Source organism: Rhodococcus sp. JVH1 (genome assembly GCF_000280725.2).
GTDB classification, from domain to species: domain Bacteria; phylum Actinomycetota; class Actinomycetes; order Mycobacteriales; family Mycobacteriaceae; genus Rhodococcus_F; species Rhodococcus_F jostii_A.
The window spans coordinates 3,245,821-3,271,882 of sequence record NZ_CP166289.1 but is presented as its reverse complement, the minus strand read 5'-3'; the positions used below and the strand labels follow the sequence as shown (position 1 = coordinate 3,271,882).

Sequence of the window (26,062 nt, the reverse complement as noted above, 5' to 3'; positions counted from 1 at the left end):
GGAGAAGCTCAGGGCTTGTTCAGGAATTCCTGGAGCCGGTTGGTGACAGCACTGGGATCTTCGAGGGAGTGCCAGTGGCCCACCCCGTCGAGCACGTGCTTCTGGGCGTTGGGGTAGATCGAGAGCAGTTCGTCGTTGATCGCGACCGGGCTGACCTTGTCCTCGTCGCCGGTGAGCAGCAGAACCGGGACCTCGATCGACGCGAAGTCGGGTTCGACGGCGGCGGCGAGTGCCTCGCAGGCGCTCGCGTAGCCCTCGGGGTTCTGGCCGAGCAGCAGTTCGCGGACCAGGGCCACCGACGTCGGGCGGGTGCTGTGCGTTTCCTGCGACAGCGCCGCTGCGACGACGGTGTCGGCGACGGCGGACATACCGCCTTCGCGGACGGTGCGGGCGCGGGCGCGGGTGGCGGTTTTGGCTGCCTCCGGCTGAGCGCGGACCGCCCCGAGGAGCGCGACCTTGCTGACACGCTGCGGGTACTTGGCGGCGAACGTGTTCGCGACCAGGGTGCCCATCGAGTGCGCGACCAGGGCGGTCTGCTCGATGCCCTCCGCGTCGAGCAACTCGCGCAACTCCTCGACCCAATTGTCGATGCTCGCGGGACCGGCGAACGGGGAGCGGCCGTGACCGGACAGGTCGTAGCGCAGCACGGTGTGGGTTTCGGCGAGCGTCGCGATCTGCGGCTCGAACACGGTGGTCGCACCGCCGAGGCCGTGGATCAGCACGACCGCGGGTCCGCTGCCGGTCTTCTCGACGAACAGCTCGCTGGTGCCGACCGGGGTGAGGTGGTCCGCAGTGGCCGGGATGCCGATGGTGTTGCGCAGTTCGCCGAGGCCGGGTGCGGAGACGATGACCTCGTCGCCCTCGCGGAGGTACTTCGGCGGGTCGAAGCCGATGCCGACGCCGACCGGGGTGCCGGTGGCGATCACGTCACCGGGTTCGAGGGTGATGCCGGCCGAGAGCGTCTCGATGATGGTGGGCACGTCGAAGATGAGCTGGGCGGTGTTGGTGTCCTGGCGGAGCTCGCCGTTGACGCGGGTCTGCAGCTGCAGGTCGTTGATGTCGATCTCGTCCGCGGTGACGGCCCAGGGGCCGAGCGGGCAGAACGTGTCGAGGGACTTGCCGATGAACCACTGCTTGTGGTCGCGCTGCAGGTCACGGGCGGTGACGTCGTTGATGAGGGTGTAGCCCCACACGTAATCCATCGCGTCGTCGCGGCTGACCTTGGAGGCGCGCTTGCCGATGATGATGCCGATCTCGCCCTCATAGTCCAGGGCCGAGGTGATGTCGGTGTGCGGGTCGACCGGATCGCCGGAGGCGATGACCGTGGCGGCAGGCTTGGTGAAGACCACCGGGTACTGGGGCACGTGCTGACCGTCCGCGGAGCCGGTCGCGTCGAACCCGCTCTTGGCGAACTCGGCGGCGTGCTCGGAGTAGTTCCGCCCGACGCAGAACACGTTGCGGTGCGGGGTGATGGGGGCGAGCAGCTTTCCGCCTTCGGCAGGGGTGCTGGTGCTCAGCCGGCCGAGTGCGGCCCGGCCGCCGGCGATGATCTCCTGCAGCTCGCGCACTGGGGCACCGGTGTCACCGAACTGCACGGGCAGTGCAGCTCCGTTCGCGTCCACGGCGCAGACGACCTCGCCGTTCTTACCTTGAATCCGCGCGAAGCGCATGAGACCTCCTGTGAAACCAATGTGAACCAAACCGGGTTGCGGTTCGTATTGGTTACGATAGGTCGAGGCTGGTGTGATCGTCAACACGTGATTTTTCCGATTGTTGTCAGGGGAGCTGTTGACCAAGCCCCTATAATTGGTTCGAATTGGTTCGTCGAGAGGAGTTGTTGTGACCCTGGCTGTGGGACCTACGGCTGCCGCTCTGCGGCACATCGAAGCCGTCGTCGCCGAGCGGCAGTTAGGCCCGGGCGACAAGCTGCCGACCGAGCGGGAACTCGCCGCCGAGGCCGGTGTCAGCCGTGCCGTGGTCCGGTCTGTACTCGAGGACCTCGAAAACCGTGGAACAGTGGTGCGTTACGTCGGCCGGGGCACGTTCCTCGCCCCCAGTGAATCCGCGGCCGCGGAGACGGCGAATCATCCCAGCCCCAGCGAAATCATGAGCTCGCGGCTCATCCTCGAACCGGAACTGCTCCCACTCGCCGTCGCCGCAGCGACCCGTGACGACATCGAAGAAATGCGGCGCTGCCTGCGCGGCGGCGACGGCGCCCGATCCTCGGAAGAGTTCGAACGATGGGACACCGCGCTGCACCACAGCTTCGCGCTCGCCACCCACAACATCGTCCTGATCGGGGTCAGCCAACTCCTCATCGACAGCCGTCAACAACCGATCTGGGGTGGCCTGAAGAAGCGCACCTTCAACCCGGAGTTACATCGCGAATACTGCGGCGAGCACGAGGACATCGTCGAAGCCATCGCCGACCGGGACCCGGACAGCGCCCGCACCGCGATGCGCGTGCATCTGCGGCACGTCCGCACGACCCTGTTGGGCGACAACGCCTGACCGCACCACAGCACCACCGACGAAGTGGCCACCGGTCGACCATACTTCGGCGGTCTCGGCTCATACGCGTACGACGACGTGGCCCCGCGCGGCGTCCGTCAGGCCGCGTCGTCGTGTGCGGGTGAGTCCAGCGCGGGGGCAGGTCCGCGCAGATATTGCCCGACGTAGCCTTCGTCGAGCGCGATGGCCTTGACGATCACCGCGGACCCCACGATCACGACCGACAGGACGAACAGCCAGCTGATCGCGGTGAACACCAGGCCGAGCGGTCCGAACTGGTGTTGCGCGGCGGCGGTGATCCGGGGCAGGACGAGACGTCCGCCGACGTGGAGAGCGGTGAGCGCGGCGGCGGTCAGCGCCCCCGTCGCCCAGAGCACGCGACCCTTGAGGGTGCCCATCGTCAACAGGTACGGACTGAGGGTCCACACGGCCATCCACACCGCGAACTCCACGGCGACTGCGAGAGGTGGCCCGATGAACCGGACGGTCGTGAGCTCGGCGGCCAGGCCGATCGCCGTTCCCGACATCGCAACGGCGAACAGGACGACGAGCCACCGCCAGGCGTCTCGGAGGGTGATCGACGGGACGTTCCAGATCTTTCCGTAGATCCGGGCGAGGGCCCTCGCGAAGGACGTGCCGCTGATCGCGATCATCAGCAGACCGACGACCCCGAACGCGGCGAAGGAGGGGTTGGTGGTGTCGACGGTGCCGGACGTGGTCGTCAGTTCCGTGGGGTCGAAGCCGAACTGGGTCTTGATGGTGCGTGCGGTCACGTTCCAACTGCTCAGCGTCGATGCCGCAATCATCACGGGCAGCACCGACGTGAAGATCCTGGCGGCGAGCGTCATCGACCGGTCGACGAGTTCGATCGCGATCAGCCCGTCGATGACGCGTCGAACCGTGCGGCCGGGTGGTGTGCCCTGCAACCAGCCGTTGGCCGTTTCGGTCCGCGCGGCCAGCGCTTCCCGGGCCAGCGCCACAGACAATTTGGTGGACCGCACACCACCGACTCAACCGCAGTGGACGCGGCGCGTCTTCATCCCCGTGAGGTGAGAAAGACCGTCACGGGCGGATGATGCACCGGAACCCGATGTGGCAGGTCGACGTCTCCTCGGTGTCGCCCTGCCGGGCGGCGGGTCGGTAGCGCAGGCAGTAGTTGGGCGCGCAGAGGTGCGAGCCGCCCTTGATCACGCGGCGCGCGTAGGGCTCGTCGGGATTCTCGACGCGCGCCGTCTCGACTCGCGGGTTGGTGGGAATGCAGCAGGAACTGGCGGGCGCGACGTTCTTCCCGCTCGCCGAGTGATCGGCGGTGAAGTAGTCGGTGGTCCATTCCCACACGTTGCCGGCCATGTCGCTGAGTTCGTAACCGTTGGGCCGGAAATGGCCGACCGGCGACGTCCCGGCGAAGCCGTCCTCGAGGAGGTTCTCCCACGGGAACCGTCCCTGCCAGACGTTGCCGCCGGGCCTGCCGCCTGGTTCGTGCTCCTCGCCCCAGACGAACGGCTTCCGGTCCAGGCCGCCGCGGGCGGCGAACTCCCATTCGGCCTCGGTCGGCAGGTCCTTGCCGGCCCATTCCGCGTAGGCGCGGGCGTCGAACCACGACACGTGCGTGACGGGATGGCGTTCGCGTCCGCCGACGTTGCTGCCCGGACCCTCAGGGTGGCGCCAATCCGCTCCCGGCGTGAACGACCACCAGCGGGTGTAGTCGTCGAGCGGGACGGGCCCCGGTGTCGGGGTGAACACGAGCGAACCGGGCACGAGCAGAGCGGGATCCGCGCCCGGGTACTGCGCGGGATCGGGTGCGATCTCGGCGGTCGTGACGTGGCCGGTGTCCTTCACGAACCGCCGGAATTCGGCCACGGTGACCTGGTGCGCGTCCATCCAGAATCCGTCGACGGTCACCTGGTGAACGGGGCGTTCCTCGGGGTAGAAGTCCTCCGAGCCCATCCAGAAGGTGCCCCCGGGGATCCATGCCATGTTCTTCGGAGCTGCACCGGTCATGGAGTCAGACTGGCACGACGGTGGTCGCTGCGCGAAGAGACGCCCCGTAAACCCGGTGAGAGGGGCAACGGTTGCGGTACCGTCGGCTACTCGATTCGCAATGCTGTTCTCACCGTGCAGGGGGCTCCTCCGAATGGATCGACGGATTCCGCGTAGGTCGTTCGTTCGTGGATTGGCGCTGACGGCCGGGCTCGGGGCCGTCGGGGTGGGATCGGCGAGCGCCTACCCGTTCGGGATCGATCCGTTGCGGCCGTTCGTCTTCTCCTCGCCGCCGCTCCAGCCGTTCCGGGAACAGTTGCCGCCGTTGCCGATGATGGGTGGGAGCGCTGTCGAGGTGCACGCGAGCAGCACGACGCACGTGTTCCATCCCGATCTGCCCGCGTCGCCGGCCCTCGGCTACGGCGGCATGGACTACCTCGGCCCGACGATCGAAGCCCACGTCGGCGAGCGGACCTCACTGACCTACCGCAACGACATCGCGAGCAACCCCCTCGCCGCCGACGTCGACCCGCGGATCCACGGCGTGAGCGAGCAGGACCGCACCCAGGTGCCGACGTCATTGCACTTGCACGGTGGTCGGACGCCCCCCGAGTTCGACGGGCACCCCGAGGACACGATGCGGCCCGGGCAGGGGATGGTGCACGAGTTCCCGAACCGGCAGGAAGCCTGCGCGCTCTGGTATCACGACCACGCGATGGGCGTCACCCGGCTCAACATCTACGCCGGGCTGGCGGGCATGTACCTGCTGCGCGACGAGTACGACACCGGTCGGAGCAGCAACCCGCTCGGTCTGCCGTCGGGCGAATTCGAACTCCCGCTGGTGTTGCAGGACAAGAACTTCACCGACGACGGACGGCAGAGCGTCCGTTCCAACCCGCTGAATCCGCAGGGCAGCTGGGAGGCCGCCACACCCGGTGACGTGGGGGTGGTCAACGGCAAGGTGTGGCCGGAGATGTCGGTGGCGCGGGGCCTGTACCGCCTGCGGATGGTGAATGCCGCATCGTTCAGCGTGTGGAATCTGTTCTTCGAGAACCGGATGAGGTTCTGGGTGATCGGCGCCGAGGGCGGGCTGCTCGACGCGCCGGTCGCCACCGACCACGTCCGGCTCGGACCCGGCGAGCGGGTGGACCTCCTCGTCGACTTCGGAACCCTCGCACCCGGCACGACGGTGGAACTGCGCAACGACGAGCCGATCCCCGCGCAGGTCGCGCAGCGCGGGGTGCAGATCATGCCGCGGTTCTGCCGGTTCCAGGTCGGAACCGCTGCCGGGTTCACCGGTGGCGTTCCGGAGACGCTTCGGGGCGGAAGCCGTGGTCTCGCCGTCCTCCCGCCCGTCGCGCCCCCATCGGTCGTACGCAACGTGTCGGTGATGCAGCTCGCGCAGGGCCCCGGTCAGCCGTCCCCGCTGATGTCGCTGAACAACCTGCGCTACACCACCGACGACATCGAGATGCCCCGGCAGGGCACCGTCGAGCAGTGGAACATCGTCAATGTCACGCCGGAACCGCATCCGATCCACCTGCATCTGGTGACGTTCCGGGTGGTCGGACGGCAGTCGATCGACACGAACGCCCTGATGCAGGCCGTCCCGGTGCCTGCCGTCGGGATGCGGTGGACGCCGTCGGCGGACCCGTTTGCTCTCGGGCCGAACCTCGCGCCGCAGGTGTGGGAGTCGGGGTTCAAGGACACCGTGATCGCGGACGCGAACTCGATCACCCGGATCATCGTCCGGTTCCCGACCGCGGACGAACTCGGCTTCGACCCGGATGCCACGTTCGGGATGTCGGCGCACACGATGGATCACTCCGAAGGCGGACACGGCCACATGGAGCAGGCTTCGCGTCCCCTGCAGGGTTACGTGTGGCACTGCCACATGCTCGACCACGAGGACCACGACATGATGCTGCGGTACCGCGTGGTGCCCTAGGCCCGTGAGTACTTATTAACCGCCGGACGTTAATAAGTACTCACAGGCACGCAGCGCAAACTTAAAAGCAGTCTGGACTGTTTTCTTTTTTCCGCCTACAGTGCTGGGTGTGACACCTGACACAGAAGTGGTCAAACCGACCCGCACGCAGGCCGAGCGGACCGCGGCGATGCGCACGAAGCTGCTCGACGCGGCCGTCGACTCCCTGGTCGAGCTCGGGTATGCCCGCACCACCACGCAGGGCATCGCCCGGCGGGCGGGGGTGTCGCGCGGCGCGCAGCTGCACCATTTCCCGACCAAGGAATCGCTGGTGGTGGCCGCCGTGGAACATCTCGTGGACAAGCGGATGGAGGAGATCCTCGCCGCCGACGTGGACGCCGGCCGCGGCGTCGACGTGCTCGCCGACGCCTTCTCCGGCCCGCTGTTCTATGCCGCCCTCGAGTTGTGGGTGGCCGCCCGCACCGACCCGGCGCTGTACGAGGCGACGGTTCCGCTCGAGCGGAAGGTCAACGACGCTCTGCGCCGCGGGTCGGCGGAGGTGTTCGGCGATCGGTTCGACGCCGACACCATCGAGCTCAGTATCGAATTGGTTCGCGGTCTGGCGGTGTCGGCACTGTTCCGCACCCCCGAGGCCGAGCAGTCACTACGCGCGCGGCTGTTGCCCGTGTGGGAATCGAAGGTGGAGAAGTCGTGAATCTTCCGCAGCACGTACACACCCTCATCGTGGGGGCAGGTTTCGCGGGCATGGGACTGGCGGCGCGCATCCTGCAGACCCAACCGCAGGCCGACGTCCTGATCATCGAGCGCGGCGACGACGTCGGCGGCACGTGGCGAGACAACACCTACCCGGGATGTGCGTGCGACGTCCCGACGTCGCTGTATTCGTACTCGTTCGCGCCGAGCGCCGACTGGAGTCACACGTTCGCCCGCCAACCCGAGATCCACCGTTATCTGAAGAAGGTCGCGGCCGACACCGGTGTCCGGTCTCGGGTGGTGACCGATTGTGAACTGCAGGAAGCGCACTGGGACGACGACGAGGCCGTGTGGACCGTCCGGACCAGTCGCGGAACGGTGACGGCGGACGTCGTGGTGGCCGCGACCGGTGCGCTGTCGACTCCCAGCGTCCCGGACATGCCCGGGTTGGAGACGTTCGGCGGCACCACGTTCCACTCGGCCACGTGGAACCACGACCACGACCTCACCGGTGAGCGCGTGGCGGTCATCGGTACGGGTGCGTCCGCCGTGCAGTTCGTGCCGGAGATCGCCCCCGTGTCCGAGCATCTCACCGTGTTCCAGCGCACTCCCGCCTGGGTGATCCCGCGCCTCGACCGCGAGCTGTCCGGCTCCGAGAAGGGCCTCTACCGTCGACTGCCATTGGTGCAGAAGGCCGTCCGCGGGACCGTGTACGGCTTCCGCGAAGCGCTGGGTGGAGTGCTCGCCCACGCTACCGGGCTGCTGCCGGTGTTCGAGATGGTGGCCAAGGCGCATCTGCGCCGGCAGGTGCGGGATCCGGAACTGCGCCGGAAGCTCACACCGAACTTCACGATCGGCTGCAAGCGGATGCTGCTGTCGAACGACTGGTTGCGGACCCTCGACCGTCCCGACGTCACCCTCGTCGACGCGGGACTCGTCGGGGTCACACCGGACGGCGTCGTCGACGCGGTGGGTAACGAGCACAAGGTCGACACCATCATCTTCGCGACGGGCTTCACGCCGACGGAACCGCCTGTGGCGCACGCATTGCGCGGTGCGAACGGCCGCACCCTCGCCGAGCACTGGGACGGGAGCCCGAGTGCGTACAAGGGGACCACTGTCGCCGGTTTCCCCAATCTGTTCCTGATGTACGGTCCCAACACCAACCTCGGGCACAGCTCCATCGTCTACATGCTCGAATCGCAGTCCGCGTACATCGCCGACGCCTTGAACGTGATGCACCACAGCGGGATCACCGTATTCGAGGTCACCGAGGAGGCGCAGCGCCGGTACAACACCCGCATCCAGTCCGAACTGCAGACCACCGTGTGGAACAAGGGCGGCTGCTCGAGCTGGTACTACGACTCCGAGGGTCGGAACTCGGTGCAGTGGCCGACCTTCACCTGGAAGTTCCGCTCCCAGTTGCAGCGTTTCGATCAGGAGAACTACGTCTCACGACGCAGGGCCGCGAAGGAGACCGTCGCGTGACGCATTACGACGTGATCGTGGTCGGCTCCGGTTTCGGTGGCAGCGTCGCGGCGCTCAGGCTGACCGAGAAAGGGTACCGGGTCGGCGTTCTCGAAGCGGGCAGGCGCTTCGCCGACGACGAGCTGCCCGAGACGAGCTGGCGGCTGCGGCGTTACCTGTGGGCGCCGTGGCTGGGCTGCTACGGCGTGCAACGGATCCACCTCCTCCCCGACGTCCTGGTCATGGCCGGGGCGGGGGTCGGGGGTGGGTCGCTGAACTACGCGAACACCCTCTACCAGCCGGCGCGCCGCTTCTTCGAGGACAAGCAGTGGGCGCACATCACCGACTGGCAGTCGGAGCTGGCCCCGTATTACGAACAGGCGAAACGGATGCTGGGCGTGACGACCAATCCGTCGTTCACCCCCGCCGACGCCGTCATGCGTGAGGTGGCCGAGGAGATGGGCGCCGGTGAGACGTTCACGTCCACACCGGTGGGCGTCTTCTTCGGCGAACCGGGGTCGCGGGTGGCCGATCCGTTCTTCGGCGGAGTAGGGCCCGAGCGCACGGGGTGCACCGAGTGCGGCGGTTGCATGACGGGTTGCCGTGTGGGCGCGAAGAACACGCTCGTCAAGAATTACCTCCACCTCGCCGAGAAGGCGGGCGCCCGGGTCCATCCGCTGACGACGGTGAAGGAGTTGCGCCCGCGATCGGGCGGGGGCTACGAGCTGCGGACCCGCCGCACCGACGGCCTCCGCAAGCGGGAGCACACGTTCACCGCCGACCAGGTGGTGGTCGCCGCAGGCACGTACGGCACCGCCCGGCTGTTGCTGGCGATGAAGGACTCCGGTGCGCTGCCGCGGTTGTCGCCGAGGCTGGGGTCGGTGGTGCGCACCAATTCGGAGGCGGTCCTCGCGGCCACGGCGAAGAACCGCGCCACCGACTTCACGAAGGGCGTGGCCATCACGTCCTCGTTCCACCCGGACGATCACACCCACATCGAGCCCGTGCGGTACGGCAAGGGCAGCAACGCGATCGGACTGTTGCAGACCGTCCTCAGCGACGGCGGCGGCAGGACGCCGCGGTTGCTGAAGACGGTCGGCGTCGCGTTGCGCCGCCCCGGGGCGTTCGTGCGGAGCCTGTCGGTGCGGCACTGGTCGGAACGCACCGTGATCGCGCTCGTGATGCAGACCGACGACAATTCGCTCGAACTGGCCAAGGGTCGGGGCCGCCTCGGTCGCGCGGTCACCAGCCGTCCCGGGCCCGGAGATCCGCCGCCCGAGTGGATCCCGCAGGGTCACACGGCCATCCGCAAGGTGGCCGAACGGATCGGGGGAGACCCCGGCGGTTCGTTCGCCGACGTCGTGAATATTCCGATGACCGCGCATTTCCTCGGGGGTTGCACCATCGGGGACTCGCCGGACACCGGCGTCGTCGACCCCTACCTCCGGGCGTACGGCCACGACGGTCTGCACGTGGCCGACGGTTCCGTGGTGAGCGCGAACCTCGGCGTCAATCCGTCACTCACCATCACCGCCCAGGCCGAGCGTGCATTCGCGCTGTGGCCCAACAAGGGTGAGGCCGACACCCGGCCCGAGCCGGGCAAGCCATACGTACGTATCGAACCGTCGCCGCCCCGGAATCCGGTGGTACCCGCCGACGCGCCGGGTGCGCTGCGGCTCCCGCTGACGGTCACCACCCGAAGGGAGACAGTCGATGTGGAGCGTGCCTGAATCGACCACCCGGCGCACCGACTGGCCCGAGAGCGCGCCACCGCCGTGGCCGGCGGGGGTGCGCGCGACACTGTGGTGGCACCGCAGCACCACGGCCGCTCGCGCGCTCGGACCCGACGGTGCCACCGTGCCGTTGACCCTCGCGATGATGGTCGACTACCTCGACTCGCCCGTCGGCCCCTACCGGGAAATCCTCGCCAGTCCGGTGCTCCGCGCGCCCGGACGTCGCATCGGCCTCCTGCCGCGCATGGCGGTCCCGTTCATTGCCGTGGATTCGGAACCCTCCGTGCACGGCGGCCGCGTGCACTGGAGCCTGCCGAAGGTGCCTGCCGAGTTCGGCGGCGACGTGCACGGCGACTTCGAAGCCTCGTCCGACACGTGGCGCGTCGTCACGAGCACTCGTCCGCGCGGACCGCGGCTACCGATCGCCGGCGCGCTGGGTTTCGCTCAACCCGGCGACCACGGCCTCGTCACGGCGTCCGCGCGACTTCGGGGCCATTTCCGATACGCCCGCGTGGACGTGACGGCCGAAGGTCCCACCCTCGGTGACTGGCTGACGCCCGGCACCCACCACGGCATCGTGATCACGGACGGCCGGATGACCACCGGACCCGCGCAGCACCGCTGACCCGCTCAGGCCGGTCGCTGTCCGATGCCCGCGACCACGCCGGTGAGGCGTGGCAGCACGGTGTCGCGCCAACCCGGACCCATCCGCTCGAACGCGTCGCGGCTGCGCTTGTCGTCGAGGTCGAAGCGGGAATGGTCGAGGAACAGGCGGGTGCCCGCACCTCGGGAACGAGGCGCCAGACAAGCGTCCAGTTCTCAGCGGTCAGGTGGTAGTGCCGTTGCCGCCCGGACGGTTCGTCGCGGACGAGCCCGGCCCGGCGCAGGACCTGCAGGTGCTCTGCCACGGCGGGCCGGCTGAGGTCGAACCGGCCGGCGAGGTCCCCGGCGGTGAGGGGGCCGTCCACCGGGATTTCCGGCAGGCGCCGTCGCACGGGGTTGGCGAGGGCGACACATCCTTTTCTTGACTAATTCCAAAAAGGAGCGATACTTGAACACATGCGACACGACACGGATCCCAAAGCGCAGCTGCGCGAGGTGGGCCTGCGTGTCACTGCACCACGTGTTGCAGTGTTGAATGCGGTTGCCGTGCGGCCGCATTCCGACGTCGACGACATTGCGGCCGTAGTTCGTGAAGAGCTGGGATCGGTCTCCACCCAGGCGGTATACGACGTCCTCAAGGCGTGCACCGCCGCCGGCCTGCTCAGACGTATCGAGCCCGCGGGATCGCCCGCACGGTTCGAAACCCGTACCGGAGACAACCACCACCACCTCGTGTGCCGCAGCTGCGGGACCGTCGTGGACGTGGACTGCGCCGTCGGTGAGGCTCCGTGCCTCGACCCGTCGGAGGCCCACGGTTTCGAGATCGACGAGGCCGAGGTCGTCTTCTGGGGGCTCTGCTCGCAGTGCCGGATCGGCGCGCAGAGCGGAACCGGGTCGGCAGCAGCCCTGACCTGACCCCGTCCGTCCCCACCGCTCCACCCTCACCCGATGCAACCTGGAGGCTTTGCCATGCCTGAAACACAGCGCGCCACCACCAACAACTTCGGAATTCCCGTCGCCAGCGACAACGAATCCCTCACGGCGGGCACGCAGGGCCCTATCCTGCTGCACGACCACTACCTGATCGAGAAGCTCGCCCAGTTCAACCGTGAGCGTGTCCCGGAGCGCGTCGTCCACGCCAAGGGTGGCGGTGCGTTCGGCGAACTGGTCGTCACCCACGACGTGAGCCGCTACACGAAGGCCACGCTGTTCCAGCCCGGCGCCAGGACCGAGTCACTGGTCCGCTTCTCCACCGTCGCCGGCGAGCAGGGCAGCCCCGACACCTGGCGTGACCCGCGCGGATTCGCCGTGAAGTTCTACACCGAGGACGGCAACTACGACCTCGTCGGCAACAACACGCCCGTCTTCTTCATCAAGGACCCGATCAAGTTCCCCGACTTCATCCACTCGCAGAAGCGACTGCCGGGATCCGGTCTGCGCGACCACAACATGCAGTGGGACTTCTGGACGCTGCGGCCCGAGTCCGCGCACCAGGTGACCTGGCTGATGGGTGACCGCGGAATCCCGAAGACTTGGCGTCACATGGACGGTTTCGGCTCGCACACGTACCAGTGGGTCAACGCCGAAGGCGAACGGTTCTGGGTCAAGTACCACTTCAAGACCGATCAGGGCATCGAGTTCCTCACGCAGGACGAGGCCGACACCCTCGCAGGCAACGACCCCGATCATCACCGCGCCGACCTGTACGACACGATCGCCCGTGGCGAGTTCCCCAGCTGGACGCTGAAGGTTCAGGTCATGCCCGTCGACGAGGCCGAGGGCTACCGGTTCAACCCGTTCGACCTCACCAAGGTGTGGTCGCAGAAGGACTACCCGCTGATCGAGGTCGGCAAGTGGACCCTCAACCGGAACCCCGACAACTTCTTCGCGCAGATCGAGCAGGCGTCGTTCGAGCCGTCGAATGTCGTTCCGGGAATCGGCTTCTCGCCCGACAAGATGCTGCTGGGGCGGGTCTTCTCCTACGCGGACGCGCACCGGTACCGCATCGGCGCCAACTACGCGCAGCTGCCGGTCAACGCACCGAAGAACCAGGTCAACTCGTACTCGCAGGACGGTGCGATGCGGTACGCCACCAATTCGCCCGAGACCCCCGTGTACGCGCCGAACTCCTACGGCGGCCCGCACGCCGACGCGTCGCTCGCGGGCGACGAGGGACAGTGGGCGTTCGACGGCGAGTCCGTGCGAGCCGGCTACATCGAGCACGCCGAGGACGGCGATTTCACGCAGGCGGGCACGCTCGTCCGTGAGGTCCTGAGCGACGACGAACGCGACCGCCTGGTGAACAACATCGTCGGCCACGCGCTCGGCGGCGTCAGCGAACCGGTTCTGCTGCGGGTCTTCGACTACTGGAAGAGCGTGGACCCCGACCTGGGCAAGCGAGTGGAAATCGGTGTCCGGGAAGGGCAGAGCCAGAACTGATGTCGGTGGTGGGGCAGGCTCAGAGCAGGCCCCACCAATAGATCAGCACGGCGAGAACGAACACGATCACAGTTTCCACGACGACCCTCCTCCGCCCGACTGCACGCATCTCCATCATCCACCTTCAGCGGGGACGGACGCCACTGCGCTTCGCGCCCGTGAGTACTTGTCAACCGCCCGCGGTTAACAAGTACTCACGGCCGTGTGACAGGTGTGTCGGATGTTGTTGCTAGGTTGGGCGGTGTCAGGACACCGGCTCGGATGACCGTGTCCCGAGTCGGGGTCGAAAGGTGCTGTCTTCCATGGTGATGGGTCCCACCCATGCAATGTCCGGTGCGGCTGTCGGTCTGGCGGTGGCGGATCTGCTGCCGCTCGACTGGGGTGGGCCCACGTCGACCGCCGAGACCTTCACGTTCGCGGCGGTGTGCGCCGGAGCGGCGCTTCTCCCGGATCTGGACACCAGCCAGTCCACGGTCGCGCGCTCGTTCGGTCCGGTCAGCAGCGTCGTCGCGAAGGGCGTCGATGCGGTGTCGCTGGCTTTCTACACCGTCACCAAGGGCAAACGCGACGGCAAGCGGCGTGGCGGGCACCGCACGCTCACCCACACGGCCCTGTTCGCCGCCGGTATCGGGGCCGGGGTGTCCGCGCTGGTCGTCCAGTTCGGCAAGCCGGCCATCATCGCGACGCTGTTCGTCTGCCTCGGGCTCGCGCTCCGCGGGCTGGCCGGGGAGCTGGCCAAAGAAAAAGGCTGGCTGGCGGTTTCGGCGGTCGCCGCGGTGCTGTCCGCGCTCACCTGGCAGTCGTATCCCACCGAGGCCGGTTCCACCGGACTCGGAGTCGCGGTGGCCCTCGGCTGCGCCACCCACTGCCTCGGCGACGCCATCACCAAGGAAGGCGTCCCCTTCCTCGCCCCGTTCCTCACACTCGGCAAGGAACGGTGGTGGGAGTTCCGGCTCCCGTCGTTCCTGTCCATCCGGGCGGGCGGGCCCTTCGAGAAGGTCGTGCTCGGGCCCGCCCTGACGGTGGCCGTCGGTCTCATGGTCATCTGGGCCATCGACGGTGCGCCGCAGGCAATCTACGACGCGTTCATGCCTGTCCCGCAGTGACTCAGGCGGCCGCGAGCATGTTCTCGAGGTCGTCGAGGACGAGCATCGCCCCGGTGGGTCCCAGCGCGAGGAACCAGGTCTCGTCGCTCACGTGCACGGCCTTGCCGTCCTTCACCGCCTGCATCTGATTCCACAGCGGGCCGCCGACCACGGTCGACTCGTCGGTGGTCTCGGGCGCGCCGTAGCTGGAGTAGAAGATCCGGTCGGCGTTCGCCTCACCGATCGTCTCCTGGCTCACCTCGACGGCGAGTTCGTCGACGTTCTGCACCGTCGGACGCGGAAGTCCGACGTCCTTCAGGATGACGCCGATGAACGACAGGTTGCCGTACAGGCGGATCTTGCCGGACATGAACCGGACCAGCGAGATCGTCGGCTCGCCCGTGATGGTCTCCCGGACCTCGTCGGCGCGGGTCTGATAGGCGTTGAGTACCTCCTCCGCCTTGGTCTCCTCACCGAGGGCGTCGGCGACCAGCAGGAAGTTCTCCTTCCACGGGAAACCGGGGCGGATGCCGAACACGGTCGGTGCGATGGACGACAGCTGCGGGTACAGCTTGTCGGCGCGCAGCTTGCTGCCCAGGATCAGATCGGGCTGCAGCGCGGAGATCGCCTCGAGATTCAGGTTGTTGGTGGTCCCGACGTCCGGCACCCCGGCCAGCTTGTCGGCGAGGTACGACGGCTGGCCGGCGGCGCTCTCGGGGCTGGCCAGTCCGACGGGCGTGATGCCCAGGGAGAGCACGTCGTCCAGCTCACCGCCGTCGAGGACGATCACCCGTTCGGGCTTCTTCTCGATGACGGTCTCGCCGAGCGCGTGGGTGATGGTCCGGGGGAAGACGCCCGGTTCGGCGTCGGTGCCGAGCTTGGCGGTCTCGGCGTCCGCCGTGGCGAACAGACGGCCGCCGGTGGCGACGTCGGCGTTGCCAGCAGACGACCCGGTGTCGGTGGTGCCGCAGGCGGCGAGAAAGACGGTGGCCAGGGCGACCAGCCCGGCGCGTACGTAGAGCCTCGAAGACATGAGGTGAGGCTAGCCTGAGGTTTCTGGCGGGTGCTCGCGGGGTCCCGGGCAATCGGACAACGCCTCCACCATGCAGAAGAGGCCCTGACCGGCGAACCGGTCAAGGCCTCTTCTCGGTGTCTCACACTGTCGGGGTGGCGGGATTTGAACCCACGACCTCTTCGTCCCGAACGAAGCGCGCTACCAAGCTGCGCCACACCCCGTGTTGAACCTCGGCTAGCTTACATTACCCAACCAGTGACCATTAAATCCCCTGGTCAGTTGCGTATAACGGTGCTCTCCGACGGCTCGGTGCGACCCCGCGCGGCGTCGGCGTCCGCGCCGCCGCGCTGAGCCGGAACCAACGTCAGGAGCGTCGCCTCGGGGCGGCAGCAGAAGCGGGCGGGCGCCCACGGGGACGTCCCGATCCCCGCGGACACGTGCAGCTGGGTGTGCGCACCCCACTTGGACGGACCCTTCACCCGCGAACGGTCGATGTCGCAGTTGGTGACCAGCGCGCCGTAGAACGGCAGGCACAACTGACCGCCGTGCGTGTGGCCCGCCAGGACGAGGTCGTAGCCGTCGTCCGCGAACCGGTCGAGCACCCGGGGCTCGGGCGAGTGGGTGATGCCCAGCCGGAGATCGGCCAGCGGATTGGGCGGACCGGCGATCGTGTCGTACCGATCGCGCTTGAGGTGCGGATCGTCGACACCGGCCGACGCGATCCGGACACCCGACACCTCGAGGTCGCGGCGGACGTGCGTGACGTCGAACCAGCCGCGCTCGGTGAACGCGGCCCGCAGGTCGCCCCACGGCAGCGGCTCGCCGAGGACACGCTTGTGGTCCTTGCGGAAGTACTTGAGCGGGTTCTTCGGCTTGGGCGCGAAGTAGTCGTTGCTGCCGAAGACGAACAGTCCGGGGCGGGCGAGCAGATTCCCCAGCGCCTGGACCACTGCGGGCACGGCGCGCTGGTGCGACAGGTTGTCGCCGGTGTTCACGACGAGGTCGGGGTCGAGGTTGTCCAGTTCCCGCAGCCAGTTCTGTTTCAGCCGCTGGCCGGGCATCATGTGGAGGTCGCTGATGTGCAGCACGCGGAGCGTCGACGACCCGGGTTCGAGTACCGGCATCGTGACCTCACGCAGCGCGAACGCATTGCGCTCGATGAGCGAGGCGTAGCCGATGCCGAGGGCGGCGGCACCCGCTGTACCCAGGGCGGCGCGGGTCAGGTTGGCACGGAACTCGTCAGACACTCTTCCAGGATACTGATGAGCGCAATCGAGATGCAGTGGACGAATCGGGGCGCGTAGCGTTTCGCCCATGCCAGATTCACTGAAAGCAAGACTGCGCTCCGACATGACGGCCGCCATGAAGGCCAAGGATTCGCTGCGCACCGCCACCATCCGCATGCTGATGGCCGCCGTGCAGACCGAAGAGGTCTCGGGCAAGGAAGCCCGCGAACTCACCGACGACGAGGTGCTGAAGGTCCTCGCGAAGGAGTCGAAGAAGCGTGGCGAGTCCGCCGAGATCTACACCGAGAACGGTCGAGGTGAGCTGGCGGCGCAGGAGCGGGCCGAGGCGCAGATTATCGACGAGTACCTCCCGACGCCGCTGACCGACGCGGAACTGGTCGACGTCGTGGACACCGCGATCGCTCAGGTGGCCGAGGAAATCGGTGAGCGTCCCGGCATGCGTCAGATGGGTCAGGTCATGAAGGCCGCCGGCGCGCTCGCGGGCGGCAAGGCGGACGGTTCGCGGCTCTCGCACGCGGTGAAGTCCCGCCTCTGACTCCCCGAGGTGAGGGGAAAGCGTGCGTCGACACACTTTCCCACTCACCTGCGGTCACCGGGGTATGGGCGGCAGCTGGATCGGCGGCAGGCCGGGCAGCTGGATGGGCGGAACGGGGATCCCCTGAGCCGGCGCCTGCGGGGGAGCGGCCTTCACCGATCCGTCGCTGACGTAGATCGTGATGGTCGACCCCGGAATGGCCGAACCGGACGGCGATGCGCTCGTGACCGTCCCCTTGGCCGCCTGCGACGCGGTGGTGACTGCGTTCACGGTGAACCCCGCTCCCTGCAGGCGGGACGTCGCGGCCGACTGGCTCAGCCCGGTGACGTCCGGAACCTGACCGTTCTGCGATCCCCGCGCGTACTTCTGGTCGACCGGAGGCAGCGTCGTCGGCCCGAAGTTGTTGGCGATGGGGTTCATCGCCGCGTACCAGGTCCGCGCCGGTTCGTTTCCACCGAACAGGTTGCCGTCGCCACACGGCCGCAGCGGCGCCGAGCAGATCTCACCCGGCGTCGGCGAGTCGCCGAACACGTAGACGGCGGCGGCGAAGTTGTTGGTGAATCCGAGGAAGCCCGAGGACATGTGGGATTCCGTGGTACCCGTCTTGCCTGCCATCGGCAGCGTCCAGCCGACGCTGCCCGCCGCCCCGGCGGACGTGCCGCCGGGCTTGTCGTCCTTGCTCATGGCGTTGGTGAGGGTGTCGGCGAGCCCGGGTTCGACCACCTGCTCGCAGGCCTGCTGGGTGACCGAGACGGGCTTGCCTTCACGGTCGAAGACCGAATCGATGGGGGTGGGCGGGCACCACTTGCCGTGCGAGGCGAGCGTCGCCGCGACATTCGACAGTTCCAGGGGATTGATCCATGTGGGCCCGAGGGTGAACGAACCCAGGTTCTGATCCTTCTGGAAGTCGGCCATGCTGCGGTCGTCGAATCCCGAGGTGCCGGGCTGGGTGTACGAGCGAAGACCCAGCCGCACCGCCATGTCGACGGTGGGGGCGACTCCGGTCGCCTGGATCAGCTTGACGAACGCGGTGTTGGGCGACTGTGCCAGCGCGTCCGTCACCGACAGTGCCGCGGGGTACTTGCCTGCGTTCTCGACGCAGTACGTGGCCGCGGGGCAGCCTCGTGCACCACCGCTACCCATGCCCCTGGCCTCGAACCGCCCGGGCACGTCCAGGATGGCGTTCGTGCCGAGGCCCTTCTCCATGGCGGCGGCAGTCGTGAAGATCTTGAAGATCGACCCGGCGCCGTGACCGGCCAGTGAGTACGGCTGCGCCTGCACGGTCTCGTTGGCATTCGCGTCGAGGCCGTAGGTGCGGCTACTGCCCATCGCGAGGATCCGGTGCGAATCCTGGCCGGGCTGGACCACGTTCATGACGTTCGCGATGCCGTCGAGTTCCGGGCTGGCGTTCGCGTTGAGCGCCGCCTTGGTCGACGCCTGGACCGCGGGGTCGAGCGTGGTCTTGATCAGGTAGCCGCCCTTGTCGATCTGCTCGCGGCTGATGCCGGCGTTGGCCAGATACTGCAGGGCGTAGTCGCAGAAGAAGCCGCGGTCGCCGGCGGCGATGCACCCGCGGGGCAGCCGGTTGGGTTCGGGCAGCACGCCGAGGGGTGTGTCCTTGAGCTGCCGGAGTTCGGCGGCACGCTCGGGAATGTTCGAGATCATCGTGTCGAGAACCACGTTGCGTCGTTCGAGGACGCCCTCGGGGTTCGTGTACGGGTTCAGCGCCGAACTCGACTGCACCATGCCCGCGAGCATCGCGGACTGCTGAGTGTTCAGTTCGGAGGCGTCGATGCCGAAGTAGGTCTGTGCGGCGTCCTGGATGCCGAACGAGGCGTTGCCGAACGGAACGAGGTTGAGATAGCGGGTGAGGATCTCGTCCTTGGTGAGTTCTTTGTCGAGCGTCAGCGCCATCCGGATCTCGCGGATCTTGCGGGCGGGCGTCGTCTCGATCGCGGCGCGGCGTTCGGCGTCGGTCTTGGCCACGACGAGCAGCTGGTAGTTCTTCACATACTGCTGGTCGAGGGTGGACGCGCCCTGCTGCACCTCACCGCTCGTGGTGTTGGTCAGGAAAGCGCGCATCGTGCCCTGCCAGTCGACGCCCTTGTGCTCGGGGAACCGGCGGTCCTCGACGGAGACGATGGCGAGCTTCATCTCGTTGGAGATCTTCTCGCTGGGCACTTCGAAGCGCCGCTGGTCGTACAGCCACGCGATGGGATTGCCCGCCGAGTCGACCATCGTCGAGACCGCGGGAACCGTTCCTTCGACCAGTTCGGCGGACACGTTGTCGACGGTGTCAGCCGCCCTGTTGGAGGCGTAACCGAACCCTCCGGCGAGCGGAAACATCACGCCGGCGAGGAGCACTCCTGCCAAGGCGGAGGATCCTGCGAGCTTCCCCACTGTTTTTGCAATCGACACGATCTACAGACTACGTGGGGTCTGTGGGTGCGCTGGTTGGGCGCAGAATTCGGCCAGGAAAAAGCCCTGAGCACGGGGTATGGACGGGCGTACCAAAAAAGCGTGTTCTTCGTCTTGCGCGTTGCGGTTTCTTTACCTAAATTGTTGGAACAGTGTGATGGAGATAACACTCCATCGCTTATGTGGTGCAGCCTCGGCGTGCTAGGTGCTGGGTTGCGCAGACTCGAAGAGGGGAAACGAATGCACATGACCACCCCAACCAGCCGTCTGGACGTCGAGCAAGCAGAAGCGCGAATCGCCTGGGTCACCCAGGCCCGTTGCCGGGAAGTCGATCCCGATCAACTCTTTGTACGCGGCGCAGCACAGCGCAAGGCCGCAACCATTTGCCGGCATTGCCCGGTACTGATGCAGTGCGGAGCCGATGCTCTCGACAATCGTGTCGAGTTCGGCGTGTGGGGTGGCATGACGGAACGTCAGCGCCGGGCGTTGCTCAAGCAGCACCCCGAGGTGGAATCATGGTCCGATTTCTTCGAAGCTCAGCGGCAGCACCAGTCCGCTGTCTGACGTTCGGGATCTGATTCGCAGAACAGGTAAGACACAGGCGGGTGACCGGTTCTCCGGCAGCGAGCTGATCAGCTCGTGCGGGTGAGCTGGTCACCTACCGCTCTCAAGGCCTCGAGGTCCGACACCTCGAACGGCAGCGAGGGCACGCCGACGATCGGCACCCGAGGGTGGGCGGCCGTGAACCGGCTCAGCAATTGGACCTCACGCTTGGCGATCACCGCCCGATGGGCGTGGATCCGCAGCACAGCGGCGGTGAGGGGGTCTTGGTCCCCGAGTTGGTCGGCGGCAGTGACCGCATGATCGGCCGACAGGGAACTGAGAGTGGGGTGCGTCCGATTCAGGACGAGGCCCGCGAGCGGCATCTCGTCGCCCGCGAGCCGGTCGACGAAGAACGCCGCCTCCCGCAGTGCATCCGGCTCCGCCGCCGCGATCACCAGGAACTTCGTGCCCGGCTGCCGGAGCAATTCGTAAGTGCGCGTGGCTCTTTCCCGGAAACCACCGAACATCGAGTCCAGTGACTGCACGAAACTCGAGGCGTCCGACAGCATCTGACTGCCCACGATGGTGGAGACGCCGCGCAGGGCGAGGCCCATCGCACCGGTGACGAGCCGGGTGAGACCTCGACCCGGCGCGGTGAGCAGCCGGATCATGCGACCGTCGAGGAATGCGCCCAGACGCTGGGGCGCGTCGAGGAAGTCCAGGGCGTTGCGGGACGGCGGGGTGTCGACGATCACCAGGTCCCACTTGTCGCTGGAGGCGAGCTGCCCCAGCTTCTCCATCGCCATGTACTCCTGCGTTCCCGAGAACGAGGTGGCGACGGTCTGATAGAAGGGGTTCGCGAGAATCTGCTCCGCCTTCTCCGGTGTGGAGTGCTCGATCACCATCTCGTCGAACGTGCGACGCATGTTGAGCATCATGGCGTGCAGTTCGCCCGTCGCGTCCGGTCCGAGTTGCACGGGTTGCGGCGTGTTGTCGAGTTCCGCGACGCCGAGCGCCTGCGCGAGCCGGCGCGCCGGGTCGATGGTCAGCACGACCACCTTTCGCCCCTGCTCCGCCGCACGCAGTGCCAGCGACGCGGCCGTGGTGGTCTTGCCGACGCCGCCGGCGCCACAGCACACGACGATCCGCGTGGCCCTGTTCTCCAGAATCCCCGCGACATCGAGAGCGGAGGCGGTGCGGCGACGCTCGTGTTCAGTTGTCTGGGTCATCGGACACCCTGTTCCGTCAGATATTCGGCGAGTTCGTAGAGCCCGCCCAGGTCGACACCGTCGGCGAGGGACGGCAGATGCAGTCGCGCCCCGTCCACTTCGCTGAGTGCTCCGGCACTCTCCTCCTGTGCTTCGAGGACCGACGCGTGCTCGATCGTCTCGGTGAGCAAACCGGCGAAATCGTGTTCGTCGAGGGTGATCCCGCTCTTCTGCAGTCCGGCCTGGATGACCTCGGCGTCGATGCGGCCCTTCGCGGCGTCGGCCAGCGTCTCGGCAGGCAGGAACTGCGGGCTGGTGCGGTTGACCACGATGGTGCCCAGCCGCAGGTCGGCGCGGGCCAGTTCCTCTGCGGCGTCGGTGGTCTCCTGCACCGGAAGCGCCTCGAGCAGCGTCACGAGGTGGACGACGGTCTCGTCGGAGTGCAGCAGGCGCACCACGCCCTCACTCTGCGAACGCACCGGCCCGCCTTTCGCGAGGTCCGCCATCGCCTTCGTCACGTCGAGGAAGTTGCCGATCCGCCCGGTCGGCGGGGCGTCGACGACGACGGCGTCGTACACCCGCTTGCCGGACTTGTCGGTGCGGACGACACATTCCTTGATCTTGCCGGTCAGCAGCACGTCCCGAAGCCCGGGTGCGATGGTGGTCGCGAACTCGATGGCGCCGAACTTGCGCATCGCGCGGCCGGCGAAACCGAGGTTGTAGAACATCTCGAGGTATTCGAGGAAGGCGGTCTCGATGTCGATGGCCAGGGCCATGACCTCCCCGCCACCCTCGGCGGCCGCGACTTTCGTCTCCTGCGGCGGCAGCGGGGGCACGTCGAAGAGCTGGGCGATCCCCTGCCTGCCCTCGACTTCCACCAGCAGCACGCGACGCCCACCCTCGGCCAGCGCGAGAGCCAACGCGGCGGCCACCGTGGACTTTCCGGTGCCGCCCTTTCCGGAGACGAAGTGCAGCCGGGCCTGCGCGGCCTTCTCGGGCCACGTCGGGGTGAGCTGGTCTGGGGATGCAACCACGGGGTCGAGCCTATAAGTCTGGGAGCCGGGATGTGCGGGGGATAGGCTCACCGGCATGAGTGAATTGACTTCCTGGGAGTACGCCACCGTTCCGCTGCTCACACATGCGACCAAGCAGATCCTCGACCAGTGGGGCACCGACGGCTGGGAACTGGTGACGGTTCTGCCCGGGCCCACCGGTGAGCAGCACGTCGCGTACCTGAAGCGTCCGAAGGGCTGACGGCCGTGGCAGAGACACAGAACTGGTCCGCCCGCCTCGCCGAACTCGGCATCACGCTGCCTTCCGTCGTTCCGCCGGTGGCCGCCTACGTGCCCGCCGTGCGCACCGGCAACTACGTCTACACGTCGGGGCAGCTGCCGATCGTCGAGGGCAAGCTGACGATCGCGGGCAAGCTCGGCGCCGGCGTGTCGGACGAAGACGCCAAGGCCGCGGCCCGGGCGTGCGCACTCAACGCGCTGGCGGCAGTCGACGCGCTCGTGGGCATCGACTCGGTGGTGCGGATCGTGAAGGTCGTCGGATTCGTCGCGTCCGCCGAGGGATTCACCGGTCAGCCCGGTGTTGTGAACGGCGCTTCGGAATTTCTCGGCGAGGTGTTCGGCGACGCGGGTGCCCACGCACGTTCGGCTGTCGGCGTCGCGGAATTGCCGCTCGGCGCCCCCGTCGAGGTGGAGCTGATCGCCGAAGTGCAGCCGGAGTCGTAGTGCCATGACTCTTGCCCATCCGGCCTACGCCCAGGTGCGGGAGGTCACCCCGATCGTCTCGGTGATGCTCGAGAACAATCCCGGCATGATGACGCTCGACGGAACAAACACGTGGATTCTGCGTGCGCCGGGCCGGGACGAGTGTGTGGTGGTCGACCCGGGTGACGCCGACGAGGAGCATCTCGCCCGCGTCGCGGCGCTCGGACCGGTCGCGCTGACGCTGATCACTCACCGTCATTTCGACCACACCGGGGGAGTGCAGCGGTTCTTCGAACTCACCGGCGCGCCCGTGCGTTCGGTGGACCCCGAATTTCTCCGCGGCGGCGGCGAAACCCTCGTGGACGGCGAAACCATCGACGTCGCGGGACTCACCCTCACGGTGATCGCCACGCCCGGGCACACGAAGGATTCGGTGTCCTTCACCGTCGAAGGCGAGGGCACCGTCCTCACCGGCGACACGATCCTCGGCCGCGGCACCACCGTGCTCGACGACACGGACGGCGACCTCGGCGACTACGTGTCGTCGCTACGCCGCCTGCTGGACCTCGGAACCGGACACCGGGTCATGCCCGGCCACGGACCCGAACTGCCCGAACTGAACGTCGTCGCGCAGCAGTACCTCGATCATCGCGAGGAGCGACTCGACCAGGTGCGGGCCGCGATCGAGGCACTCGGGGGCACGCCCACCGTCCGCGAGGTGGTCGAGCACGTCTACTCCGACGTCGACCCCAAGTTGTGGCCGGTGGCGGAGAAGTCCGTCAACGTGCAGCTCGCCTACCTGCGCAGCCACGACTAACCACTGAAACGACTGCGGCCACCCCCTCGATAGGAGGGGGTGGCCGCAGTCGTAGGTGCGGGAACTACCGCGCGCGACGTGCCAGGCGCTCGGAGTCGGAGATCAGCACGCTCTTGCCTTCGAGGCGCAGCCATCCGCGGTGCGCGAAGTCGGCGAGCGCCTTGTTGACGGTCTCACGGGAAGCGCCGACGAGCTGGGCGATCTCTTCCTGCGTGAGGTCGTGCGTGACGCGGAGCGAGCCCGCCTCCTGGGTGCCGAACCGCTGCGCGAGCTGCAACAGCGCCTTGGCGACACGACCGGGGACGTCCGTGAAGATGAGGTCGGCCAGGTTGTTGTTGGTACGACGCAGACGGCGCGCGAGCACCCGCAGGAGCTGTTCGGCGATCTCGGGGCGGTGGTCGATCCACGCCTTGAGCGCTTCGCGGTCCATGCTGACCGCGCGGACCTCGGTGACCGTCGTGGCGGTGGACGTACGCGGGCCCGGGTCGAAGATGGACAGCTCACCGAACATGTCGGACGGGCCCATGATCGTCAGCAGGTTCTCACGGCCGTCCGGCGAGCGGCGGCCGATCTTCACCTTGCCCGAAACGATGATGTACAGGCGGTCACCGGGCTCACCTTCGTTGAAGATGACATGTCCGCGGGGGAAGTCGACAGGCTGCAGCTGCTTGGTCAGCGCCGCTACCGCTGAGGGCTCGACTCCTTGGAAGATGCCGGCTCTTGCCAGGACGTCGTCCACGTGCGCTCCTTGGGAATATTGTTCGTCTGTATGCATATTGTGCGCGATTTGCTGCATGTCGACGATGCCCCGGTGATCCGCGGCGTGTCGCTGTGCAACAGGTACGGCTCTGAAGTCTACGTTGAGACGGCTCGGTCTGAGTGACCGATACCACGGAAGTCGCAAAAGTTAACCGGGGGAAGCGGCCTGCGGTGTGCTGTTTCGGGGGCTTCCCAGCGCTCAGCTGGCGCGCCGCGAGCCCACTTCGGTGACGGCGGCGTCGTCGGATTCGAAGCCCGACCGACCCTTGCGCCGTCGATGGAAGCGTGCCAATGCGTGGGGAAAACCTTCGTGGGCCAGGGTGGCCACTTCGTCGTGACTTGCCTGGTCGAGGAACTCTTCCACCTCTTGCTGACGAACCGTGAGCCGGCGGAGTCTGAACTCCACCCGCTCCATTGCCAGCGCAAACAGCATCAGCAGCACTGGGAAGAGGACCACAGCGAGACCTTGCATACCGGGAAGTAAACACTGCAAATGTCTCAGAAGCGACACAGCGGCAATTCGGATCGGTCGGGTATCCGTAGAGTTGATCCCGTGCATGCGACCCCCAGCGACGGCTCCGAAGTGCGTGGACGCACCCGTTCGCGGGCCGCGAAGCAGGACGAAACCCGGCTCGGACTCGTCCGGCGCGCCCGGAGAATGAACCGGCGGCTCGCCGAGGCGTTCCCGCACGTCTACTGCGAGCTCGACTTCACCACCCCACTCGACCTCGCCGTCGCGACCATCCTCTCCGCGCAGTGCACTGACGTGCGGGTGAACATGGTGACGCCGGCGCTGTTCGCCCGCTACCCCGACGCCAAGGCGTACGCGGAGGCCGAACGCACCGAACTCGAGGAGTACATCCGGTCCACGGGTTTCTACCGAAACAAGACGAATTCTCTGATCGGGCTCGGGCAGGCTCTGCTCGAACGGTTCGACGGCGAGGTCCCCGGCAACCTGAAGGACCTCGTGACGCTGCCCGGGATCGGCCGGAAGACGGCCAACGTGATCCTCGGCAACGCGTTCGATGTGCCCGGAATCACCGTCGACACCCACTTCGGGAGGCTCGTCCGACGCTGGAAGTGGACCGAGGAGGAAGACCCGGTCAAGGTCGAGCACGCGATCGGCGCCCTGATCGAGCGCAAGGATTGGACGCTGCTCTCGCACCGGGTGATCTTCCACGGCAGGCGCGTCTGCCACGCCCGCAAGCCCGCCTGCGGGGTGTGTGTGCTCGCCAAGGACTGTCCGTCGTACGGGCTCGGTCCGATCGATCCGGACGTCGCCGCCGAACTGGTTCGTGGACCGGAGACGGAGCATCTGCTGCGTCTGGCCGGCAGGTGAGGGTAGA

General features: G+C 67.4%; 25 protein-coding genes, 1 tRNA gene and 1 pseudogene. 15 read left to right on the top strand and 12 right to left on the bottom strand.

Annotation, left to right across the window (positions count from 1 at the left end; translation table 11 throughout):
- Positions 1–8: 8 nt before the first annotated feature.
- Positions 9–1,670 (bottom strand): alpha/beta fold hydrolase, encoded by a 1,662-nt coding sequence (locus tag JVH1_RS14950; protein WP_009477354.1) that lies wholly within the window; start codon positions 1,668–1,670, stop codon positions 9–11.
- 169 nt (positions 1,671–1,839) lie between these two features.
- On the opposite strand from JVH1_RS14950, the gene JVH1_RS14945 reads away from it, so the two are divergent.
- Positions 1,840–2,511 carry a FadR/GntR family transcriptional regulator gene (locus tag JVH1_RS14945; protein WP_009477355.1) on the top strand — a complete coding sequence of 224 codons (672 nt, stop codon included), beginning with the start codon at positions 1,840–1,842 and terminating at the stop codon, positions 2,509–2,511.
- A 98-nt stretch (positions 2,512–2,609) separates the two neighbouring features.
- On the opposite strand, the gene JVH1_RS14940 is transcribed toward JVH1_RS14945, so the two are convergent.
- Positions 2,610–3,512 (bottom strand): hypothetical protein, encoded by a 903-nt coding sequence (locus JVH1_RS14940; protein WP_009477356.1) that lies wholly within the window; start codon positions 3,510–3,512, stop codon positions 2,610–2,612.
- Between the two features lie 61 nt (positions 3,513–3,573).
- Positions 3,574–4,512: a formylglycine-generating enzyme family protein gene (locus JVH1_RS14935; protein WP_009477357.1), complete on the bottom strand. Its 939-nt coding sequence runs from the start codon at positions 4,510–4,512 to the stop codon at positions 3,574–3,576.
- 133 nt (positions 4,513–4,645) lie between these two features.
- Here JVH1_RS14935 and JVH1_RS14930 point away from each other — a divergent pair, with 133 nt between their 5' ends.
- From JVH1_RS14930 to JVH1_RS14910, 5 genes are all read left to right on the top strand, one after another.
- On the top strand, positions 4,646–6,439 hold the full coding sequence (locus JVH1_RS14930; protein ID WP_237735237.1) for a multicopper oxidase family protein: 1,794 nt from the start codon (positions 4,646–4,648) through the stop codon (positions 6,437–6,439).
- Between the two features lie 100 nt (positions 6,440–6,539).
- The gene (locus JVH1_RS14925) at positions 6,540–7,133 is read left to right on the top strand and encodes a TetR/AcrR family transcriptional regulator (protein WP_009477359.1); all 594 of its coding nucleotides are present in this window, start codon (positions 6,540–6,542) and stop codon (positions 7,131–7,133) included.
- Positions 7,130–8,620 carry an NAD(P)/FAD-dependent oxidoreductase gene (locus JVH1_RS14920; RefSeq protein WP_009477360.1) on the top strand — a complete coding sequence of 497 codons (1,491 nt, stop codon included), beginning with the start codon at positions 7,130–7,132 and terminating at the stop codon, positions 8,618–8,620. The genes JVH1_RS14925 and JVH1_RS14920 overlap by 4 nt, the downstream gene beginning before the upstream one ends.
- On the top strand, positions 8,617–10,329 hold the full coding sequence (locus JVH1_RS14915; RefSeq protein ID WP_009477361.1) for an FAD-dependent oxidoreductase: 1,713 nt from the start codon (positions 8,617–8,619) through the stop codon (positions 10,327–10,329). Before JVH1_RS14920 ends, JVH1_RS14915 begins: the two co-directional genes overlap by 4 nt.
- On the top strand, positions 10,313–10,957 hold the full coding sequence (locus JVH1_RS14910; protein WP_009477362.1) for a hypothetical protein: 645 nt from the start codon (positions 10,313–10,315) through the stop codon (positions 10,955–10,957). The genes JVH1_RS14915 and JVH1_RS14910 overlap by 17 nt, the downstream gene beginning before the upstream one ends.
- A gap of 5 nt (positions 10,958–10,962) precedes the next feature.
- Here the strand turns inward: JVH1_RS14910 and JVH1_RS14905 are convergent.
- A pseudogene (locus JVH1_RS14905) lies at positions 10,963–11,327 on the bottom strand (helix-turn-helix domain-containing protein).
- A 64-nt stretch (positions 11,328–11,391) separates the two neighbouring features.
- Here JVH1_RS14905 and JVH1_RS14900 point away from each other — a divergent pair.
- From JVH1_RS14900 to JVH1_RS14890, 3 genes are all read left to right on the top strand, one after another.
- The gene (locus JVH1_RS14900) at positions 11,392–11,850 is read left to right on the top strand and encodes a Fur family transcriptional regulator (RefSeq protein WP_009477364.1); all 459 of its coding nucleotides are present in this window, start codon (positions 11,392–11,394) and stop codon (positions 11,848–11,850) included.
- 54 nt (positions 11,851–11,904) lie between these two features.
- Entirely contained in the window at positions 11,905–13,374 is a 1,470-nt protein-coding gene (locus JVH1_RS14895; RefSeq protein ID WP_009477365.1) for a catalase, read from the top strand.
- Positions 13,375–13,676: 302 nt separating this feature from the next.
- Positions 13,677–14,480 carry a metal-dependent hydrolase gene (locus tag JVH1_RS14890; RefSeq protein ID WP_009477366.1) on the top strand — a complete coding sequence of 268 codons (804 nt, stop codon included), beginning with the start codon at positions 13,677–13,679 and terminating at the stop codon, positions 14,478–14,480.
- Between the two features lies 1 nt (position 14,481).
- On the opposite strand, the gene JVH1_RS14885 is transcribed toward JVH1_RS14890, so the two are convergent.
- From JVH1_RS14885 to JVH1_RS14875, 3 genes are all read right to left on the bottom strand, one after another.
- A complete protein-coding gene (locus JVH1_RS14885) occupies positions 14,482–15,492 on the bottom strand; it encodes an ABC transporter substrate-binding protein (protein WP_009477367.1) in 1,011 nt (336 codons plus the stop codon).
- Between the two features lie 129 nt (positions 15,493–15,621).
- Positions 15,622–15,695: transfer RNA gene (locus JVH1_RS14880), tRNA-Pro, on the bottom strand.
- Positions 15,696–15,749: 54 nt separating this feature from the next.
- Entirely contained in the window at positions 15,750–16,721 is a 972-nt protein-coding gene (locus JVH1_RS14875; RefSeq protein ID WP_009477368.1) for a metallophosphoesterase, read from the bottom strand.
- A gap of 67 nt (positions 16,722–16,788) precedes the next feature.
- Between JVH1_RS14875 and JVH1_RS14870 the strand changes: the two genes are divergently transcribed.
- On the top strand, positions 16,789–17,256 hold the full coding sequence (locus JVH1_RS14870; RefSeq protein ID WP_005248498.1) for a GatB/YqeY domain-containing protein: 468 nt from the start codon (positions 16,789–16,791) through the stop codon (positions 17,254–17,256).
- Between the two features lie 54 nt (positions 17,257–17,310).
- Here JVH1_RS14870 and JVH1_RS14865 read toward each other — a convergent pair whose 3' ends face one another.
- A complete protein-coding gene (locus JVH1_RS14865) occupies positions 17,311–19,656 on the bottom strand; it encodes a transglycosylase domain-containing protein (protein ID WP_029539710.1) in 2,346 nt (781 codons plus the stop codon).
- 258 nt (positions 19,657–19,914) lie between these two features.
- On the opposite strand from JVH1_RS14865, the gene JVH1_RS14860 reads away from it, so the two are divergent.
- Positions 19,915–20,238: a WhiB family transcriptional regulator gene (locus JVH1_RS14860; protein ID WP_005248496.1), complete on the top strand. Its 324-nt coding sequence runs from the start codon at positions 19,915–19,917 to the stop codon at positions 20,236–20,238.
- A 68-nt stretch (positions 20,239–20,306) separates the two neighbouring features.
- Here the strand turns inward: JVH1_RS14860 and JVH1_RS14855 are convergent, their stop codons facing one another.
- Positions 20,307–21,446, bottom strand: coding sequence for an ArsA family ATPase (locus JVH1_RS14855; protein ID WP_011596758.1), 1,140 nt, complete (start codon positions 21,444–21,446; stop codon positions 20,307–20,309).
- Entirely contained in the window at positions 21,443–22,459 is a 1,017-nt protein-coding gene (locus tag JVH1_RS14850; protein ID WP_043780605.1) for an ArsA-related P-loop ATPase, read from the bottom strand. Before JVH1_RS14850 ends, JVH1_RS14855 begins: the two co-directional genes overlap by 4 nt.
- A 55-nt stretch (positions 22,460–22,514) precedes the next feature.
- Between JVH1_RS14850 and JVH1_RS14845 the strand changes: the two genes are divergently transcribed.
- From JVH1_RS14845 to JVH1_RS14835, 3 genes are read left to right on the top strand one after another with little or no spacing between them, the layout of a single operon-like run.
- The gene (locus tag JVH1_RS14845) at positions 22,515–22,679 is read left to right on the top strand and encodes a DUF4177 domain-containing protein (RefSeq protein WP_005248493.1); all 165 of its coding nucleotides are present in this window, start codon (positions 22,515–22,517) and stop codon (positions 22,677–22,679) included.
- Positions 22,680–22,684: 5 nt separating this feature from the next.
- Positions 22,685–23,161 (top strand): RidA family protein, encoded by a 477-nt coding sequence (locus tag JVH1_RS14840; RefSeq protein WP_009477371.1) that lies wholly within the window; start codon positions 22,685–22,687, stop codon positions 23,159–23,161.
- Positions 23,162–23,165: 4 nt separating this feature from the next.
- On the top strand, positions 23,166–23,957 hold the full coding sequence (locus tag JVH1_RS14835; RefSeq protein WP_009477372.1) for an MBL fold metallo-hydrolase: 792 nt from the start codon (positions 23,166–23,168) through the stop codon (positions 23,955–23,957).
- A 64-nt stretch (positions 23,958–24,021) separates the two neighbouring features.
- Here JVH1_RS14835 and JVH1_RS14830 read toward each other — a convergent pair whose 3' ends face one another.
- Positions 24,022–24,696, bottom strand: coding sequence for a Crp/Fnr family transcriptional regulator (locus tag JVH1_RS14830; RefSeq protein WP_005256089.1), 675 nt, complete (start codon positions 24,694–24,696; stop codon positions 24,022–24,024).
- Between the two features lie 219 nt (positions 24,697–24,915).
- The gene (locus tag JVH1_RS14825; protein WP_005248489.1) at positions 24,916–25,188 is read right to left on the bottom strand and encodes a hypothetical protein; all 273 of its coding nucleotides are present in this window, start codon (positions 25,186–25,188) and stop codon (positions 24,916–24,918) included.
- A gap of 21 nt (positions 25,189–25,209) precedes the next feature.
- Between JVH1_RS14825 and nth the strand changes: the two genes are divergently transcribed.
- A complete protein-coding gene (nth, locus tag JVH1_RS14820; RefSeq protein WP_051033746.1) occupies positions 25,210–26,055 on the top strand; it encodes an endonuclease III in 846 nt (281 codons plus the stop codon).
- Positions 26,056–26,062: the final 7 nt, after the last annotated feature.